This is a genomic window from Swaminathania salitolerans (genome assembly GCF_007988945.1).
Classification (GTDB): Bacteria; Pseudomonadota; Alphaproteobacteria; order Acetobacterales; family Acetobacteraceae; genus Swaminathania; species Swaminathania salitolerans.
In genome coordinates this window covers 220283-234673 of the sequence record NZ_BJVC01000001.1, presented here as the reverse complement: position 1 = coordinate 234673, position 14391 = coordinate 220283, and the positions used below count along the sequence as shown (strand labels likewise).

The window sequence follows — 14391 nt, the reverse complement described above, 5'->3', positions numbered from 1 at the left end:
CAGGAACGGGGCCGGGACGGGTTTGTCTCCGGAGGCGATCCGATAACGTCACACGGGAGGCGCCATGATCTCCTGCACGAAGTCTGCAAACCGGCGGGCCTTTGCCGTGATCATGCGTCCGGTCGGAAAGACGGCCCATAAATCGAGCTGCGGCAGAGACCAGGATTCGAGCACGCGCGTTACCGCGCCGCTTTCGAGTTCCGGGGCGAACATCCAGTCCGAGGTGATGGTCAGGCCCATATCGGCGAGTATTGCTGCCCGCAGGCCTTCGGCGGCGCTGACCCTGAGCCGTCCCGCAACGGACACCGAGACGGCCGAGCCATCCCTGTGAAACGACCAGACATTGGGGAGCTGGCTGTAAACGATCGCTTCGCGATCGGCGAGATCGGCAGGGCTTTCCGGAATTCCCGCACGCGCCAGATAGGCCGGAGTCGCCAGCACGGAGCGCCCACCCGTGGCGATCCTGCGCGCCACCGCTGACGAGTCGGCCAGAGCGCCCATACGCAGCGAGATATCCACGCCCTCTGCCACCAGATCGATCATCCGGTCATCGAGCAGGATATCGACATCGAGCTGCGGATGCGCATCGAGAAAAGCCGGAAGCCGGGGTATGATATGCAGCCGCGCGAATGTCGTGGCGGCCGATACGCGCAGCCGTCCGGACAGACCGCTTCCCGCGCCGCGCGCCGCCAGCTCGGCCTCGTCGGCTTCCAGCAGCGCATTGCGCGCGCGCTCGTAAAACGCCTGCCCCGCCTCTGTCGGCGTCAGACCGTGCGTCGAGCGTATCAGCAGGCTGACCTGCAACCGGCTTTCCAGCTGTGCCACGGTTTTCGAAACTGCCGGCTGTCCGACATGAAGCTGCCGCGCCGCTGCGGAGAAAGAGCCCGTCTCGACCACGCGAACGAAGGTGGCCATCGCCTGATACCGGTCCATTCCATTCCTTCCGGGAATGATGCTTATCGCATCTGGCTGTCTGCCATGCCGAGTGAAACAGAGGCAAACCGTTCCTGCAACCCGGACGAACCGGGAGAACACAGGAGCACGGTTTCAGATGGTCGATCCCTTCACCAGAGCCACGACAAGACGACCGGTCTCGGCCTTTCTCTCGACCTACCAGCTCACCGGCGATCTTCCCCAGGCACTGATTGCCGCCGCTCTCCCGGTTCTTTCCACGCTTCTCAACAGGACCCGTGAAGGAAACGCTCATGTATGAGCTCTACGCTTTTGCGACGCCCAACAGCGTCAAGGTCACCATCGCGCTGGAAGAACTCGGCCTGCCTTATACGCTGCATGGCATCAATATCCGCCAGGGCGAGCAGGGCGGCGCATCCTTTATTGCGCTCAACCCGAACGGAAAGGTTCCGGTCCTGATCGATCGGGACGCTGGGGGCGAAAAGCTGCTTCTGACAGAATCCGCAGCGATACTCGTCCATCTGGCAGAAAAGACAGGCCGTCTCCTGCCCACAGATGCCCCTGCACGGGCGCGCGTGTTCGAACAGCTTTTCTTTCATGCCTCCGCGCTGAGCCCCGCTTTCGGACAAGCCGGCTTCTTCCGGCGTTTTGCCAGCGAAACCCTGCCGCTCGCCATCGAACGCTTCGACAACGAGGCCAGACGCGTGCTGGGTGTACTCGACGGCGTGCTGGCGCATCGCGACTTCGTGGCAGGCAATGCCTTCTCCATTGCCGATATCGCGCATTTCGGCTGGCTGTGGCGACGCAGCTTTCCCGGCATCGCGCTCGACCGCACCCCTCATGTCGCCCGCTGGTACGAGCAGATCGCCGCCCGACCCGGCGTGCAGCGCGGTATCGACCGCGTCGAGGCGCTCACCGCCAGGAACTGAACCCGTCTCATTTCAGGAAAGACATTCCCATGAACGCACTCTTCACCCCGCTCCGGGCCGGAGCATTGTCGCTCGGCCACAGAATCGTCATGGCACCGCTGACGCGTATGCGATCGGACGCATCCGGCAAGGCCAATGCGCTGATGGCGCAGTATTACAGCCAGCGCAGCTCGCCCGGCGGACTCATCGTCTCCGAGGCGACACCCGTCGCACTCGAAGGGTATGGCTATGCGGGCGCACCGGGCATTTATGACGACTCCCAGATCGAAAGCTGGCGCGCGGTCACCGAGGCCGTTCATGCGCGCGGTGGCAGGATCGTCATGCAGCTCTGGCATGTGGGGCGGCAGTCGCATCACGATCTGCAACCCGGCGGCGCGGCTCCGGTTGCTCCGTCTGCCCTGCGGGCGGAAGGAGACGCCTACACGCCCAGCGGCCCCGCCCCGTTCTCCATGCCGCGCGCCCTCACGCTGGAGGAAATTCCTGCCGTGATCGAGCAGTTCAGGAAAGGCGCCGCAAGGGCCAGACTGGCAGGGTTCGACGGCGTGGAGATTCACGGCGCCAATGGCTATCTGCCGGACCAGTTCCTGCAGGATGGCACCAACCACCGCACCGATGAGTATGGCGGCCCTGTCGAGAACCGCGCCCGCTTCCTTCTGGAGGTGACGCAAGCCGCCATATCCGTCTGGGGGGCAGATCGCGTAGGTGTTCGTCTGAGCCCGAGCGGCACTTACGGCTCGATGTCGGACAGCAATCCCGAGGAAACCTTCGGCTATGTGGCAGAGCGGCTGGATGCGCTCGGAATCGCCTATCTGCATGTGGTCGAGCCTCGCATCAAGGGCACGGAACTCATTGCCGAAAGCGCGCCTGTCGCCGCGCGCGACTTGCGCAAGAGGTTCCGGGGCACGCTGATCGCGGCAGGCGGGTTCGACAGGAACAGTGCAGGAGCCCTGCTCGATTCCGGCGATGCCGATGCGGTCGCCTTCGGTCGGCACTTCATCAGCAATCCCGATCTTCCCGAGCGGCTGCGTCTGGGTCTTCCCCTGACCCCTTATGACCGCTCGACCTTCTATGGCGGCGATGCCCATGGCTACACCGACTATCCTTTCTCCGAAACAGCGGCAGCAACAGCAACAGCAACGGCGGAATGAGAGACGGAGCGCTCATTCCGTCACGGAATGAGCGTTAGTCGGCCACGCCGTCATCCCTCCCGTCCGGCGACCGCATATCGTCGGATCCGACACCACAACCAGGGAAACGAAACCATGACACTCCAGGCAAAACTCGACGCTTTCAAGGCCGATTTCGAAGCCGGAAAGCCCCCTTACAACGTCCCGCACGCGGTCATCGAGACCATGCACCGCGCCACTGCCGAGCTGGTTGCCTCGGGCGCCGCAGAGAAAGCCCTCAAGGCGGGAGACAAGGCACCGGCCTTCACGCTGAACGATCCCGACGGCAATCCCGTATCCTCTGCCGATCTTCTCGCCCGGGGACCTCTAGTCGTCAGCTTCTATCGTGGCGTCTGGTGCCCTTACTGCAACATGGAATTGCAGGCTCTCGAGGCGGCACTTCCTTCATTCCGCGATCTCGGTGCGGAGCTGGTCGCGATCTCGCCGCAGACGGCTGCGAACAGCCGGAAATCCGTCCGCCAGAACGATCTGGATTTCCCGATCCTGTCCGACACGCATAACGACGTTGCAGCACAATTCGGCCTGCGTTTCACCATGCCGGACTATCTGATCGAGCTTTACAGGAATCTCAAAAACGATCTGCCCGGCTTCAATGGTGACGACAGCTGGACGCTCCCCATGCCCGGACGTTTCGTCATCGGTCAGGACGGCGTCATTCTCTACGCCGAAGTGAACCCCGACTACACGCGCCGCCCGGAACCCGCGGACATGCTTCCGGCCCTGCGTCGCGCCGTTCAGACTCCCGGCTGAGCCCGCCGCCCGGACACCCCCTGAAAACCGCAGCCGGTCGGCGTGCAGCTGCCGTGCCGGCCCGGTCCCAAACGCTCAGGATCGGGCCGGATCGGCCCGGTCGTTTATCCGAAATCTCCAGAGGGAGAGAACCATGACGAAACTGCATGGAAAAACAGTCCTGATAACCGGCGGCACGAGCGGGCTCGGCCTTGCCATGGCCAGACGCTTCATCGCCGAAGGGGCTTTCGTCTATATCACGGGCCGGAGAGCGGACGCGCTCGATCGTGCCGTATCCGAACTGGGCGCCCATGCTGCGGGTGTGCAGGGCGATGTCGTCTCGATGGCGGATCTCGATCGTCTGATGGAGCTGATCCGTCGGGAAAAGGGGCGGATCGACGTGCTCGTCGCGAATTCGGGCATCGTCCTTCCCGAAACGCTCGACCGGGCAACCGTCGGGAATTTCGACCGCACGATCGATGTGAATCTGCGCGGCCTTTATTTCACGATCGAGCGCGCCCTCCCCCTCCTGCAACCGGGGAGCTCGGTGATCCTGCTTTCGTCGATCGCCGCGAACAAGGGCGTGCCGGGCTACGGCACCTACAGCGCCAGCAAGGCCGCGATACGCAGCCTCGCGCGGACATGGACGGCCGAGCTGGTGGCGCGCGGGATCCGTGTGAACAGCCTGAGCCCGGGTCCGTTCGATACGCCGATCATGGACGGGCAGGCCGATACGCAAGAAGGTGCAGAGGCCGTCAGGGCGAAATGGGCAGCGGCCGTGCCGATGAAGCGTCTCGGTCGCCCCGAGGAACTCGCTGCCGCCGCGCTCTTCCTCGCATCGGACGAAAGCAGCTACGTCTCCGGAATCGACCTGATCGTCGATGGTGGCGCAGCCGCCGTCTGAACGTCGGGCCTTCGCCTGCGTAAAGCTTCCCGAATCCGGTCCATTCGCCCGGGGCCGGATGCGCGAACAGGACACGTCGCGTCGCCCCCATATCAGAGACAGATCAGCGAGACAGCAGCCATGACAGATCCGAGCACCTATACCCCGCCCAGAGTCTGGAGCTGGGACAAGGAAAATGGCGGCAAGTTCGCCAGCACCAACCGTCCGGTCGCCGGCCCCACCCACGAGAAGGCTCTCCCCGTGGGGCGCCATCCGCTTCAGCTCTATTCCATGGGTACGCCCAACGGGATAAAGGTCACGATCCTGCTCGAGGAGCTTCTGGAAGCGGGCCATACTGGCGCCGAGTACGACGCCTGGCTCATCCGGATCGGCGAAGGCGATCAGTTCGGATCGGGTTTTACCGCCATCAACCCGAACTCGAAGATTCCCGCCCTCGTGGATCGCAGCGGGTCAACGCCGCTGAATGTCTTCGAATCCGGATCGATCCTGCTCTATCTGGCCGGGAAGTTCGACGCCTTCCTTCCGGCCGATATCGCAGCCCGGACATCCTGCCTGAACTGGCTTTTCTGGCAGGTCGGAAGCGCCCCCTATCTCGGTGGCGGCTTCGGACATTTCTATGCCTACGCCCCCGAAAAGATCGAATATGCGATCGACCGGTTCACGATGGAGGTCAAGCGGCAGCTCGACGTGCTCGACCGTCAACTGGCGGAAAACGACTATGTCGCCGGCGACACCTATACCATTGCCGACATGGCCATTTTTCCCTGGTACGGCGGTCTGGTCGAGGGATGGCTCTACAACGACGCCGCCCGTTTCCTGAAGGTCGATGACTATCCTCATGTAAAGGCCTGGGCGGCGCGACTGCTCGAACGCCCGGCCGTGCAGAGAGGGCGTCTTGTCAACCGGACGACCGGAGAGCCCGGCCAGATTGTCGAACGTCACGATGCCGCGGATTTCGAGACCGGACCGGCTGCACAGCAAGACGCAGGCTGAACGCAGTCCGGATGCGCCATCGGGGATACGCTCCGGTGACGCAAGGGACGGACTGACGTTATGGGATATCTAACCCGTTAATCACAGGTTATTTCGTTATAACGAGAAATATAACGTAATTCCTGTGATTTTCGCTATCGCTACCCTCACTCAGCCACTCTGATTGAGGGATTCTCCCAAATGGTTACGCACCCGCCATCGTCTCGTGAAAACAAGGATCGTCCGGATATCCCGGTCTCGCGTGCCACGGGTATCCCCATCATCTATATTGTCGGGCCGATCGCGGCGCTTGCCGGTCTGCTGTTCGGCATGGATATCGGAGTCATTTCCGGTGCGCTCGATCTGATCGCCAGGGCATTCGCGTTGTCGAGTGCACGTCAGGAGGCGGTCGTCAGCGCCATGATGCTGGGAGCGATCGGCGGTGCCGTCATCGGTGGATGGCTTTCCCACCATTTCGGACGGAGGAAAACGCTGCTCGTCAGCGGCTTCATCTTCGCCCTCGGCGCGCTCGTTTCAGCTCTGGCGCCGAATGCCGACACCCTGATCGGCGCTCGTATCGTACTGGGGATCGCGGTCGGAATCTCGTCCTATATCGCGCCGATCTACCTGTCCGAGATCGCACCCGAAAAACAGCGCGGCTCCCTGATCTCCTGCTATCAGTTCGCGATCATGGCCGGCATACTCGTCGCCTATCTCAGCGACGCATGGCTCGGTTATTACCAGAACTGGCGGCTGATGCTCGGTATCATCGCTCTGCCCGCCATAATCATGGTCGCGGCCATGATCTTCCTGCCCACCAGTCCGCGCTGGCTGATGACGAAAGGCCGCGACCATGAGGCGCTCGCCGTTCTGCTCAAGCTGCGACAGAACGACGTGGAGGCGGCCACGGCGGAACGGGACAGCATCCGCGAGAGTCTCCGTATCAAGCAGATGGGTCCGGCATTATTCGCGAGGAACCCCGATTTTCGCCGCTCCACCTATCTCGGCATGATGCTCCAGTTCATGCAGCAATTCACCGGTGCCAACGTGATCCTGTATTACGCGCCGAAAATACTCGGGCTGGCCGGTCTCTCCTCGGCCACGGACCAGATGTGGGGAACGGTCGCCATCGGTGCGCTGATGACCCTTGCGACCCTCATTGCCATCGGTGTGGTGGACCGGCTCGGCAGGAAGCCCCTGCTCTATACCGGATTTTTCGTCATGTGCCTGTGCATGATCGGCATGGGCGTCATTCTGAACGCCGGTGTCGGGTCACCGGGTCTGGCCATGGCGGCCATCGCGGTCCTGATCGTCTTCGTGATCAGCTATGCAATGTCGGCAGCGCCTATGGTCTGGATCCTGTGCTCGGAAATCCAGCCACTCAACGGGCGCGATTTCGGCGTCACCTGTTCGACAGCCACGAACTGGATCGCCAATTTCGTGGTCGGCGCCACTTTCCTCACCCTTCTGCAGGCGGCAGGACCGGGGCCGACCTTCTTCCTCTATGCCGCACTCAATGCCCTGTTCATCATCCTGACGTTCCTGTTCGTCCCTGAAACGAAAGGCATGAGCCTCGAGAAGATCGAGCGCAATCTCATGGCGGGCAAAGCCCTCCGCCATATCGGGGTCTGATATCGCGCGTGACACGCAACCTGTTCCCTCCCCCTTCCGGGGGAGGCGCAGCATGGCACCGATCCGCCATAGGGGCTATCGGAAGAGCGTTATGGTCTTATCAGCTAATCGTATTGGACGACGCCTCTCTCACACGATAATGATAATTCGTAACTTTTCTTTGTGATTATCAGTCCCGATGCAAGGAGAGGGCAACAGAAAAAGCGGCAGTACCCGACCCCGGCAAGACCACACCGCATCCGGATCGTTATCTCCGATAACGTCCGGGCAGGGATCTTGCGGCACGGTTCTCCCCGTCATTTCTGCCCCGTTGATCTGACATGACCCATGTTTTCAACGAACCCGGCGCATTCGCGCATGATGCGCTGGAGGGCGCCTGTTCGTCCTGTCGCCATCTCTTCAGCCCGCTTTCCGGAGGCGTGAGTCGCAGGAATGCCGCCAGGATCGATGCCGGTCCTCCGGGCATTCTCGCGGCGGCGGCCGATTTCCGGGCCGATCGCGCAGGCGGCATCCCGGGTGCGAGATGGGCGCGCACGGCCAATGGCGGAGCGGAGCGCAACGTCGGGCATCCCGATGCCGACGCTATCTCGCTCTTCCCCGTCGCAAGGACATTGCGCGTATTCATGGGGGAAAGAGCATGATCCCATTCCGATAGCTGCATGGCATCTTGTGCAACGTCCTTCTCCGGCGGACGAAGACTTGGACTCATCCGGACATGGAATGAAACGGCGCTTTGCGTCACGCAGAGCCCCTTCTGTCGCGACGCATGCGGCAGGTAACGAGAGAGACGAGACATGAACAAACGGATCGAAACAGTCGCCGTGATCGGCGCCGGTTACATGGGCGGCGGTATCGCTCAGGTTCTGGCCAATGGTGGCATGAAGGTCGTCATTGCAGACGCATCGCCCGAGACGACCCAGACGAATTTCCAGCGTCTCCTGCGCGAGGCATCGGAATTCGAGGAACAGGGATTGTTCCCGACCGGTACGGCGGAGACGATCCGGACCAATCTGAGTGCTGCCACCTCCATCGAGGACGCTGTACGAGATGTCGATTTCATCGAGGAGGCTGTGCCCGAAGTTCCGTCCATCAAATCCGACGTCTTCCGACGCATCTGCGGATCGGCACGCCCGGATGCCATCATCGGCACGAATACATCGACCCTGCCCGTACATACGCTCGCACCCTATGTCACCAATCCGGAGCGTTTCCTGACCGTCCATTTCAGCAATCCGGCGCCCTTCATCCCGGGAGTCGAGCTCGTCTGCGGCGAAGCCACGACGCCTGAGGCGGTTGCGACAGTCAAGGACATGCTCGCCCGGGCCAATCGCAGCTCGGCAATCGTGGCGGACCGACCGGGCTTCGTTCTCAACCGGCTTCAATATGTCCTGCTCAAGGAAGCGAACTCCATCGTCGAGGAAGGAATTGCGTCACCCGAAGATGTCGACACGATCGTGCGCAGCACTTTCGGCTTCCGCCTGCCTTTCTTCGGTCCGTTTGCGATCGCCGACATGGCCGGGCTGGATGTCTATGCAAACTGCTTCAAAACGTTCGAAGAGGCTTTCGGCGACCGCATGGCAACGCCCGAATTGCTGAAATCGCTCGTGGCCGAGGGAAAATTCGGCACGAAATCCGGCGAGGGTTTTACAGGAAAATTCGATCCCCAACAGCTTGCCACCCTCATCGCCTATCGCAACAAGGCCTATGCGGCGATGAAGCAGCTTCTCGATACGCTCGGTCCCTCTCCGATCGCGAATCCCTGACTCATCGATTTTGGCCGTCAGGTTGTGAGACGTCATCGGCCTATATCACGATGCGATCCGTGATTTCCGATGACGCATGGCGCGTCTGGGGGCCTTTAATTGGGGCAGCGCACCCCCAGAGGAAAAACGCCGCCAAGCAGTCCGCGCCTGATGGTAATAGCAACCTTCTTGCCCTACCAGAACGGCGCGAAATGGCGCTTCCTTTCGCCGGACGGGTTTCAGCGCTTAATCTCTGTCTCCTGCCCAATCCGAAATCTCTTCGTCCCCTCCGCTTCCATCACCATCACTTTTTCCCGGCACATTTATCTGGCCAGGGGTGTCGCTCGATGGAGCAACGTAACCGCTCTCAGTGTCTGAATATCCTTCTCGCGGACTTCCGCTACCTCACTTCAATTAACGTGACATCACCGCGCTGCGAGACTATTTCGCCACGGTCATCGCGACCGGGCAAGTATCGCGCGGCTGGTTCATCCAGGTCAGGACCATATCCCCCTCCCAGACAAACCCACCACGCAGCACCGCTCCTTGCAGAAATCCCGGAGCCAGATCACCTGTCAACCTCATCCGCCAGCGCCCCCACGAGCGAGCGGGCATGGGCAAAAGCGCCGCACAATCGAAGGGCAAGCGTCGCCCGATCCATGGGAAAACCGCCTTATAGGCGCATTCCTTGGCCGAAAAGATCACGCCCAGCAGCAAGGCCCTCGCCTCATCCGGCAAAGGTGCGAGCCATCGTGCCTCCTCCTCGGTCAACACCCGTTTTCCCACGACCTGCTGCGCGGTCGGGCGCAACGCCGCCTCAAGATCGACGCCCAGCAGGCGCCTGTCCGACCCTGCGATACAGGCAACCGAAGCCCCGCTATGACTGATCGCCCCGGCACGGCCCATGGGCCAGATCGGTTCCTGCATGGGCCCTCGGCCCAGCTCCTCGATCCCGAAGGCCGCGCGACATAGCTGACGACCGGCCAGAAACTCGGCCTGTCGCTTGGGATGTGCCTGCGAGAGGTTCGCCCGCGCCAACAGGACCGCATCACCGCCGCGCAGACCTTGCAGCGCGAACTGGCTGCGGGCCAGCCGTACCCCGCCTGCGAGCCGCCATTGCGAGGGCATCCCGATCAGAAGGGAGGCTGTTTCAGTCATGAAACTCTCCGCCAGTTTCCCTTGGAGGGCATGCTACGATACGACATCTCGGGTGGAATTGCGACATGTTACGTAGGCTTGCTCCCCTTCCACCCGCTACAGCGGGGGCAGACCAACTCGCCTGCCCAGACCGCGTGACCGCCATAGACACAGGGTCCACACTGAAAACATGCCTCCTGCCAACCTCTGACAGCACAATCAGCCATTTGACGAGTATAGGAGCATCGGCACCGGCGTGGGGCCTTCGATCGTCATTTGATGCGAACATTCGACAGAAACTCGCGGTCGGTGGCCTCGACCAACACGATGGTCTTGCGGAGGACGGACCAGCCCTTCTCGGTCAGCTCGATCAGACGCTCGCGACGGTCCAGTTCATAAGGCTCAACCGTCACCAGCCCGCTGCTGTTGAGCCGCTGCAACAGTTGCGAGACCTGCATCTTGGACAGTCGCGACATCTCGACGATGACCTTTTGCCGCACGACGCGCTGTTGGGTCGCCTTGTGGCTGTCTTCCGAGAGCCAGGCCGAGATCGCCAGCAGGCTGAAACTGGGCTGCGTCAGGTCATAGGGTGCCAGCACGACGTCGATCCGGCGCTGCCAATTCAGGAAGGTCTGCCAAAACCGGAAACCGGGACTGTCCATCGGACTGGCGTACTCCGTGTTTAGGTTGTTCTCGTCTGTCATTACACCTTCACGCGCCTTCTTCGGGTCGTCTCGCTAATGCTGTCGGTTTCGGCCATTGCCCGGCAAGAGAGCTTTTCCATCGCTTCCGCCAGATGAGCCTTGATCTTGGTCCCGATCACCTTGCCGAACAGTGGGGCCAGAAGGCCGGTCAGGGTGACCGAATGTCGGATCCGTGCCTGCTCTCCATCCTCCTGCGGCAGATATTCATGAGTGAACACCATTTCGGTCAAAGGCAACCGCGCTGTATCGGTGAAACTTACATTCGGAGTTACCTCTGTTAGTTCAAAGGCAACCTCCGGCCCACCCGAGGGTTTCATCTTGCCGGTCGTGCCTTTCGAAAAAGGGCCGTTCAGCCGAACCCATTCGACCTCTCTATCCCACTCGGGCCAGTTAGCGGCATCTGCCCACCGCGCCCAGATCTGGCTGGCACTGGCTGGGGTCGTCACGGTTTCAGAATGAGTCCATGTAAACATCTCAGGAAATCCTATGAGAGAGATTGCGATAACGGAGTCTTAACGGGGCCGCGTCATGGCCGCGAAGCCAAGCGCAATGGCCAGCGCGGGAGCGACCAGGACAAGTGCGGTCAGAGGCAAGGACTGCACCCCCGCACCTGCGGCAAGTTGCCACCCTGCGATCATGGCGCTGATCGAGAGACCTGTATTGAACGCGGTAACGTTGAAGCTGGCAGCGATCCGGGCGTTGGTGTCACGCGAGATATCGATGGCCCAGCTATGCACCATCGGGGCTGAGGCGAAGGCCCCCATCGACCATGAGAGAAGCGCCAGCGCGATGGCAGCAATGCCAGAGGCCATCGGAAGCAGCGCCAGGCCTAGAAGCTGGGCCGCGACGGCCAACAGCAGTGCCTGCGGCCGCCCCAGCACTTGCGGCAAGGCCCCGCCCAGCACGTTTCCAGCCAGCGCGCCCAGACCCACGACGCCCAGCATGCCCCTGGCGACGCTGGCCGGGAGGCCTGCCTGCAACGTTAGCCAGGCCTCTGCATAAGTGAGGAAGGCGAAGCCGCCGCCGAAGCCAAAGACCGTAAAGCCATAGGGCCAAAGCAGGTCGGCACGCAGCGCGGCCTGACGCAAAAGCCTGATCCGTGGCGTTTGCGACTGACCGAAATCCTGGGGCAACACTTGCGACAGAAGCACCGCGCCCATGGCCGAGCAAAGCGCTATGAGGATGAAGGGAAGCGGCCAGCCGAACGATCCCGCCAGAGCCATTCCCATCGGCACGCCCAACACCATCGCCACCGTCAGCCCCGAGAACATCAGCGCCAACGCCATCGGTGCGCGCCTTTCGTCGAACAACGAGGGCAGGCTAGCCGTGGTGACGGTGAAAAACGCGCCGTGCAGCCCACCCGCCAGCGCCCGGAAAGCGATCATCCAGCCCATCGTCGGTGCAAGGGCGCAGCCCAGGCTGAGTATCGTGAAGCCGCCGATCAGCATAACAGACAGGCGACGTGCAGACAGACCAAGACTGAGGAAGGCTAGCAAAGGTGACCCGACCGAGATGCCCAGAGCATAGGCCGCAACCAGCCAACTGCCGCTGGAGAGAGTCGCCCCCAGATCGCCGGTGATCTGCCCCATCAAGCCAATCACGATGAACTCCGATAGGCCGATCGCGAAGGTAGTCAGAGCCAGCACCAGAACCGAGGGGTCGGCGATGGTGCGTTGTCCGAGGGCAATCGAGGGATTAGACATCGGGTCGTTCCTTCTTCAGGAAGGTCGCGCAGCAGAAATCAGCCAGCCGTTCGCGCAACGTCTCAGCCAGCTCGGGCTTGTAGACGCGCCGATAGCAGACACCCAGGCCCGCTTCGGCATCGAAGGTCCAGAGGCCCGACTGGATCAGATCACCTTGGGCATCGCGCGCGCCGATGAAGATGTTCTGCCCACGCACGCGCCGACTGATGGTGATCTTGTCGAGGCCGTCAAGGCCCGCCAGCTCCAGCTCTACCTTGTGCGGCGCGAGATGTCGCCAGCCTATGGCCTTGGACCATGCCTTGACCAGAAAGGGCCATTCCAGCCGGCGAAAGAACTCGGGCGCGGTGATCTGGTCGAACAGCACGACGATCTTGTCTGAAACGCTCATCGTGCAGCCCTGTCATGACTGCGCAGAAGCTCGGCGTCATGGGCGCTGATGGTGAAGAAACCGCGCCGCGCCAGCAAGCCCCACTGGGGAGATGCGGTCAGCTCCAACCCGGCGACGTCATGAATTGCCACCCCCTGAAACCCCTTATCGAAAGAGACATCCTTGCGGAAAGGGGTGAAGCCCGGCGCCTGCTCGACCGAATAGATGCAGTCATCGTCGAAGGTGCAGCGGAATTCCACGCGCTTCAGGACGTCTCCGGCCCCCATGCCTTCGCGGGGGCAATAGATGAAAACCTCGTCCCCGGCGCGGGTCCGCCGAAGCGGGCCCGCCTTGCCGTGACATACCTGCAGAAATCCCGACGCGGCCGCAATGCGGGCATGCGCGCGGGAGATGACAGCGATCCAGTGGATCATGCGCTGACCTCATCATTTTGCAGCGTGGCGATGCGCGCCAGAGCCGTGACGCTCTCGACGACATCCGACCGCAGGCGTTCCCAGATCGTGTCCGGAATCGGCGCCTCGCCCGTCGCGACGGCGCAGACCGAGTGGGTCACTTGCGCGCTGGCGGTCTTGCAGATCGAATGACCGAAGGAAAGCAACCCCAGCGGACTGATCGAACTGGTGGTGAAGTGTCGTCCTTCCTGGAAAGCGGTGACGTTGACCGGGATCGGCGCGGCGGTCGCCTTGGGGACAACGGTAAAGCCCTTGCCAAGCGCTAGCCCATCCTCGGCGGCGTTGACGCCACGCAGCGAAGTGTCCCAATCGGGCCAGCGAGACAGGGCGCACCAGGCCTGCCAGATCTGCAGAGAGGCCTCAGCGGGGATCTCGATGCTGTGCTCGAATACGCGGGCGGTTCTGGTTTCAGATTGCGACATGGCTGTAAAGCTCCTGATGCGCGTCCAGCGCGGTTTCGATCTGCTCTTCGGTGCTCTCGGCGGTCACCAGGCTGAAGGCGCCAAAGGCGCAGGAAAGGGCCCGATCGACCGAAATGGGGCCGATTTTCGCGGGAATGGCCTCGAAGGTGCCGACCAGCACGACGCCTCGACGCGCGCCGCTGGCATCGCGCTTGAAAAGGCTGTCGGCCGCTGCGGCCCGAAGACCGCGATCCTTGCTGGCAATGGTGATCGCCTCACCCTTGTTGCCGTTCACGATGGTCAGATAGCCCTGCACGGTCGCGGGAAACCAAGCGGTAGCGACATAGTTGTTCACCCCGTCCAGCGTCATGCGCTGATCCTTGCACATGCTGTCGGCGACATAATCCCAGTTGGCGTAACGGTTGTAGATCACGATGGGTGTATCCTTCGGATCGGCCCCCAGCTCCTCCAGCAACGCGGTCAGCCCGAAATGACTGTACATGCCGCCCGCGATACGCGCGCCCGTCGACAGCTTGCCGCGCTGACGGCGGCTGATCAGCCCGTCGAAGGATCTACGGGACATGATCGACTGCGCACCT

At 62.0% G+C, this 14391-nt stretch carries 18 protein-coding genes; 9 read left to right on the top strand and 9 right to left on the bottom strand.

Annotated features, from left to right (window positions below; translation table 11 throughout):
- Window positions 1-48 precede the first annotated feature (48 nt).
- Window positions 49-933, bottom strand: a complete 885-nt coding sequence (locus SSA02_RS01015; protein ID WP_147092077.1) for a LysR family transcriptional regulator — start codon at window positions 931-933, stop codon at window positions 49-51.
- Between the two features lie 118 nt (window positions 934-1051).
- Between SSA02_RS01015 and SSA02_RS12630 the strand changes: the two genes are divergently transcribed.
- The 9 genes from SSA02_RS12630 (at window position 1052) to SSA02_RS00975 (ending at window position 9028) form a co-directional block, all read left to right on the top strand.
- Window positions 1052-1213, top strand: a complete 162-nt coding sequence (locus tag SSA02_RS12630; RefSeq protein WP_186807615.1) for a hypothetical protein — start codon at window positions 1052-1054, stop codon at window positions 1211-1213.
- Window positions 1206-1841: a glutathione S-transferase family protein gene (locus SSA02_RS01010; protein WP_147092076.1), complete on the top strand. Its 636-nt coding sequence runs from the start codon at window positions 1206-1208 to the stop codon at window positions 1839-1841. The genes SSA02_RS12630 and SSA02_RS01010 overlap by 8 nt, the downstream gene beginning before the upstream one ends.
- A gap of 29 nt (window positions 1842-1870) precedes the next feature.
- Window positions 1871-2989 carry an alkene reductase gene (locus SSA02_RS01005; protein WP_147092075.1) on the top strand — a complete coding sequence of 373 codons (1119 nt, stop codon included), beginning with the start codon at window positions 1871-1873 and terminating at the stop codon, window positions 2987-2989.
- Window positions 2990-3103: 114 nt separating this feature from the next.
- The gene (locus tag SSA02_RS01000) at window positions 3104-3778 is read left to right on the top strand and encodes a peroxiredoxin-like family protein (protein WP_147092074.1); all 675 of its coding nucleotides are present in this window, start codon (window positions 3104-3106) and stop codon (window positions 3776-3778) included.
- A gap of 133 nt (window positions 3779-3911) precedes the next feature.
- Window positions 3912-4661 carry an SDR family NAD(P)-dependent oxidoreductase gene (locus SSA02_RS00995; RefSeq protein ID WP_147092073.1) on the top strand — a complete coding sequence of 250 codons (750 nt, stop codon included), beginning with the start codon at window positions 3912-3914 and terminating at the stop codon, window positions 4659-4661.
- 120 nt (window positions 4662-4781) lie between these two features.
- Window positions 4782-5654, top strand: coding sequence for a glutathione-dependent disulfide-bond oxidoreductase (yghU, locus tag SSA02_RS00990; RefSeq protein ID WP_147092072.1), 873 nt, complete (start codon window positions 4782-4784; stop codon window positions 5652-5654).
- Window positions 5655-5834: 180 nt separating this feature from the next.
- Window positions 5835-7265 (top strand): sugar porter family MFS transporter, encoded by a 1431-nt coding sequence (locus SSA02_RS00985; protein WP_147092071.1) that lies wholly within the window; start codon window positions 5835-5837, stop codon window positions 7263-7265.
- A 320-nt stretch (window positions 7266-7585) separates the two neighbouring features.
- The gene (locus SSA02_RS00980; RefSeq protein ID WP_147092070.1) at window positions 7586-7906 is read left to right on the top strand and encodes a hypothetical protein; all 321 of its coding nucleotides are present in this window, start codon (window positions 7586-7588) and stop codon (window positions 7904-7906) included.
- Window positions 7907-8059: 153 nt separating this feature from the next.
- Window positions 8060-9028 (top strand): 3-hydroxyacyl-CoA dehydrogenase family protein, encoded by a 969-nt coding sequence (locus SSA02_RS00975; RefSeq protein ID WP_147092069.1) that lies wholly within the window; start codon window positions 8060-8062, stop codon window positions 9026-9028.
- A 420-nt stretch (window positions 9029-9448) separates the two neighbouring features.
- Here the strand turns inward: SSA02_RS00975 and SSA02_RS00970 are convergent, their stop codons facing one another.
- The 8 genes from SSA02_RS00970 to SSA02_RS00935 form a co-directional block, all read right to left on the bottom strand.
- The gene (locus tag SSA02_RS00970; protein WP_147092068.1) at window positions 9449-10165 is read right to left on the bottom strand and encodes a 4'-phosphopantetheinyl transferase family protein; all 717 of its coding nucleotides are present in this window, start codon (window positions 10163-10165) and stop codon (window positions 9449-9451) included.
- A 251-nt stretch (window positions 10166-10416) separates the two neighbouring features.
- Window positions 10417-10848 carry a MarR family winged helix-turn-helix transcriptional regulator gene (locus SSA02_RS00965; protein ID WP_147092067.1) on the bottom strand — a complete coding sequence of 144 codons (432 nt, stop codon included), beginning with the start codon at window positions 10846-10848 and terminating at the stop codon, window positions 10417-10419.
- The gene (locus SSA02_RS00960) at window positions 10848-11321 is read right to left on the bottom strand and encodes an SRPBCC family protein (RefSeq protein ID WP_147092066.1); all 474 of its coding nucleotides are present in this window, start codon (window positions 11319-11321) and stop codon (window positions 10848-10850) included. Before SSA02_RS00960 ends, SSA02_RS00965 begins: the two co-directional genes overlap by 1 nt.
- A gap of 39 nt (window positions 11322-11360) precedes the next feature.
- Window positions 11361-12551 (bottom strand): MFS transporter, encoded by a 1191-nt coding sequence (locus SSA02_RS00955; RefSeq protein ID WP_147092065.1) that lies wholly within the window; start codon window positions 12549-12551, stop codon window positions 11361-11363.
- The gene (locus tag SSA02_RS12625) at window positions 12544-12939 is read right to left on the bottom strand and encodes a hypothetical protein (protein ID WP_186807614.1); all 396 of its coding nucleotides are present in this window, start codon (window positions 12937-12939) and stop codon (window positions 12544-12546) included. The genes SSA02_RS00955 and SSA02_RS12625 overlap by 8 nt, the downstream gene beginning before the upstream one ends.
- Window positions 12936-13352, bottom strand: coding sequence for an EVE domain-containing protein (locus SSA02_RS00945; RefSeq protein WP_147092064.1), 417 nt, complete (start codon window positions 13350-13352; stop codon window positions 12936-12938). Before SSA02_RS00945 ends, SSA02_RS12625 begins: the two co-directional genes overlap by 4 nt.
- Window positions 13349-13813 carry an SRPBCC family protein gene (locus SSA02_RS00940; protein WP_147092063.1) on the bottom strand — a complete coding sequence of 155 codons (465 nt, stop codon included), beginning with the start codon at window positions 13811-13813 and terminating at the stop codon, window positions 13349-13351. Before SSA02_RS00940 ends, SSA02_RS00945 begins: the two co-directional genes overlap by 4 nt.
- The gene (locus SSA02_RS00935; protein WP_147092062.1) at window positions 13800-14375 is read right to left on the bottom strand and encodes a hypothetical protein; all 576 of its coding nucleotides are present in this window, start codon (window positions 14373-14375) and stop codon (window positions 13800-13802) included. The genes SSA02_RS00940 and SSA02_RS00935 overlap by 14 nt, the downstream gene beginning before the upstream one ends.
- Window positions 14376-14391 lie beyond the last annotated feature (16 nt).

Excerpts from the sequence above, each read along its gene's own strand:
- SSA02_RS01015 (WP_147092077.1), bottom strand. The coding sequence starts at position 933 with ATGGACCGGTATCAGGCGATGGCCACCTTCGTTCGCGTGGTCGAGACG.
- SSA02_RS12630 (WP_186807615.1), top strand. The coding sequence starts at position 1,052 with ATGGTCGATCCCTTCACCAGAGCCACGACAAGACGACCGGTCTCGGCC.
- SSA02_RS01010 (WP_147092076.1), top strand. The coding sequence starts at position 1,206 with ATGTATGAGCTCTACGCTTTTGCGACGCCCAACAGCGTCAAGGTCACC.
- SSA02_RS01005 (WP_147092075.1), top strand. The coding sequence starts at position 1,871 with ATGAACGCACTCTTCACCCCGCTCCGGGCCGGAGCATTGTCGCTCGGC.
- SSA02_RS01000 (WP_147092074.1), top strand. The coding sequence starts at position 3,104 with ATGACACTCCAGGCAAAACTCGACGCTTTCAAGGCCGATTTCGAAGCC.
- SSA02_RS00995 (WP_147092073.1), top strand. The coding sequence starts at position 3,912 with ATGACGAAACTGCATGGAAAAACAGTCCTGATAACCGGCGGCACGAGC.
- yghU (WP_147092072.1), top strand. The coding sequence starts at position 4,782 with ATGACAGATCCGAGCACCTATACCCCGCCCAGAGTCTGGAGCTGGGAC.
- SSA02_RS00985 (WP_147092071.1), top strand. The coding sequence starts at position 5,835 with ATGGTTACGCACCCGCCATCGTCTCGTGAAAACAAGGATCGTCCGGAT.
- SSA02_RS00980 (WP_147092070.1), top strand. The coding sequence starts at position 7,586 with ATGACCCATGTTTTCAACGAACCCGGCGCATTCGCGCATGATGCGCTG.
- SSA02_RS00975 (WP_147092069.1), top strand. The coding sequence starts at position 8,060 with ATGAACAAACGGATCGAAACAGTCGCCGTGATCGGCGCCGGTTACATG.
- SSA02_RS00970 (WP_147092068.1), bottom strand. The coding sequence starts at position 10,165 with ATGACTGAAACAGCCTCCCTTCTGATCGGGATGCCCTCGCAATGGCGG.
- SSA02_RS00965 (WP_147092067.1), bottom strand. The coding sequence starts at position 10,848 with ATGACAGACGAGAACAACCTAAACACGGAGTACGCCAGTCCGATGGAC.
- SSA02_RS00960 (WP_147092066.1), bottom strand. The coding sequence starts at position 11,321 with ATGTTTACATGGACTCATTCTGAAACCGTGACGACCCCAGCCAGTGCC.
- SSA02_RS00955 (WP_147092065.1), bottom strand. The coding sequence starts at position 12,551 with ATGTCTAATCCCTCGATTGCCCTCGGACAACGCACCATCGCCGACCCC.
- SSA02_RS12625 (WP_186807614.1), bottom strand. The coding sequence starts at position 12,939 with ATGAGCGTTTCAGACAAGATCGTCGTGCTGTTCGACCAGATCACCGCG.
- SSA02_RS00945 (WP_147092064.1), bottom strand. The coding sequence starts at position 13,352 with ATGATCCACTGGATCGCTGTCATCTCCCGCGCGCATGCCCGCATTGCG.
- SSA02_RS00940 (WP_147092063.1), bottom strand. The coding sequence starts at position 13,813 with ATGTCGCAATCTGAAACCAGAACCGCCCGCGTATTCGAGCACAGCATC.
- SSA02_RS00935 (WP_147092062.1), bottom strand. The coding sequence starts at position 14,375 with ATGTCCCGTAGATCCTTCGACGGGCTGATCAGCCGCCGTCAGCGCGGC.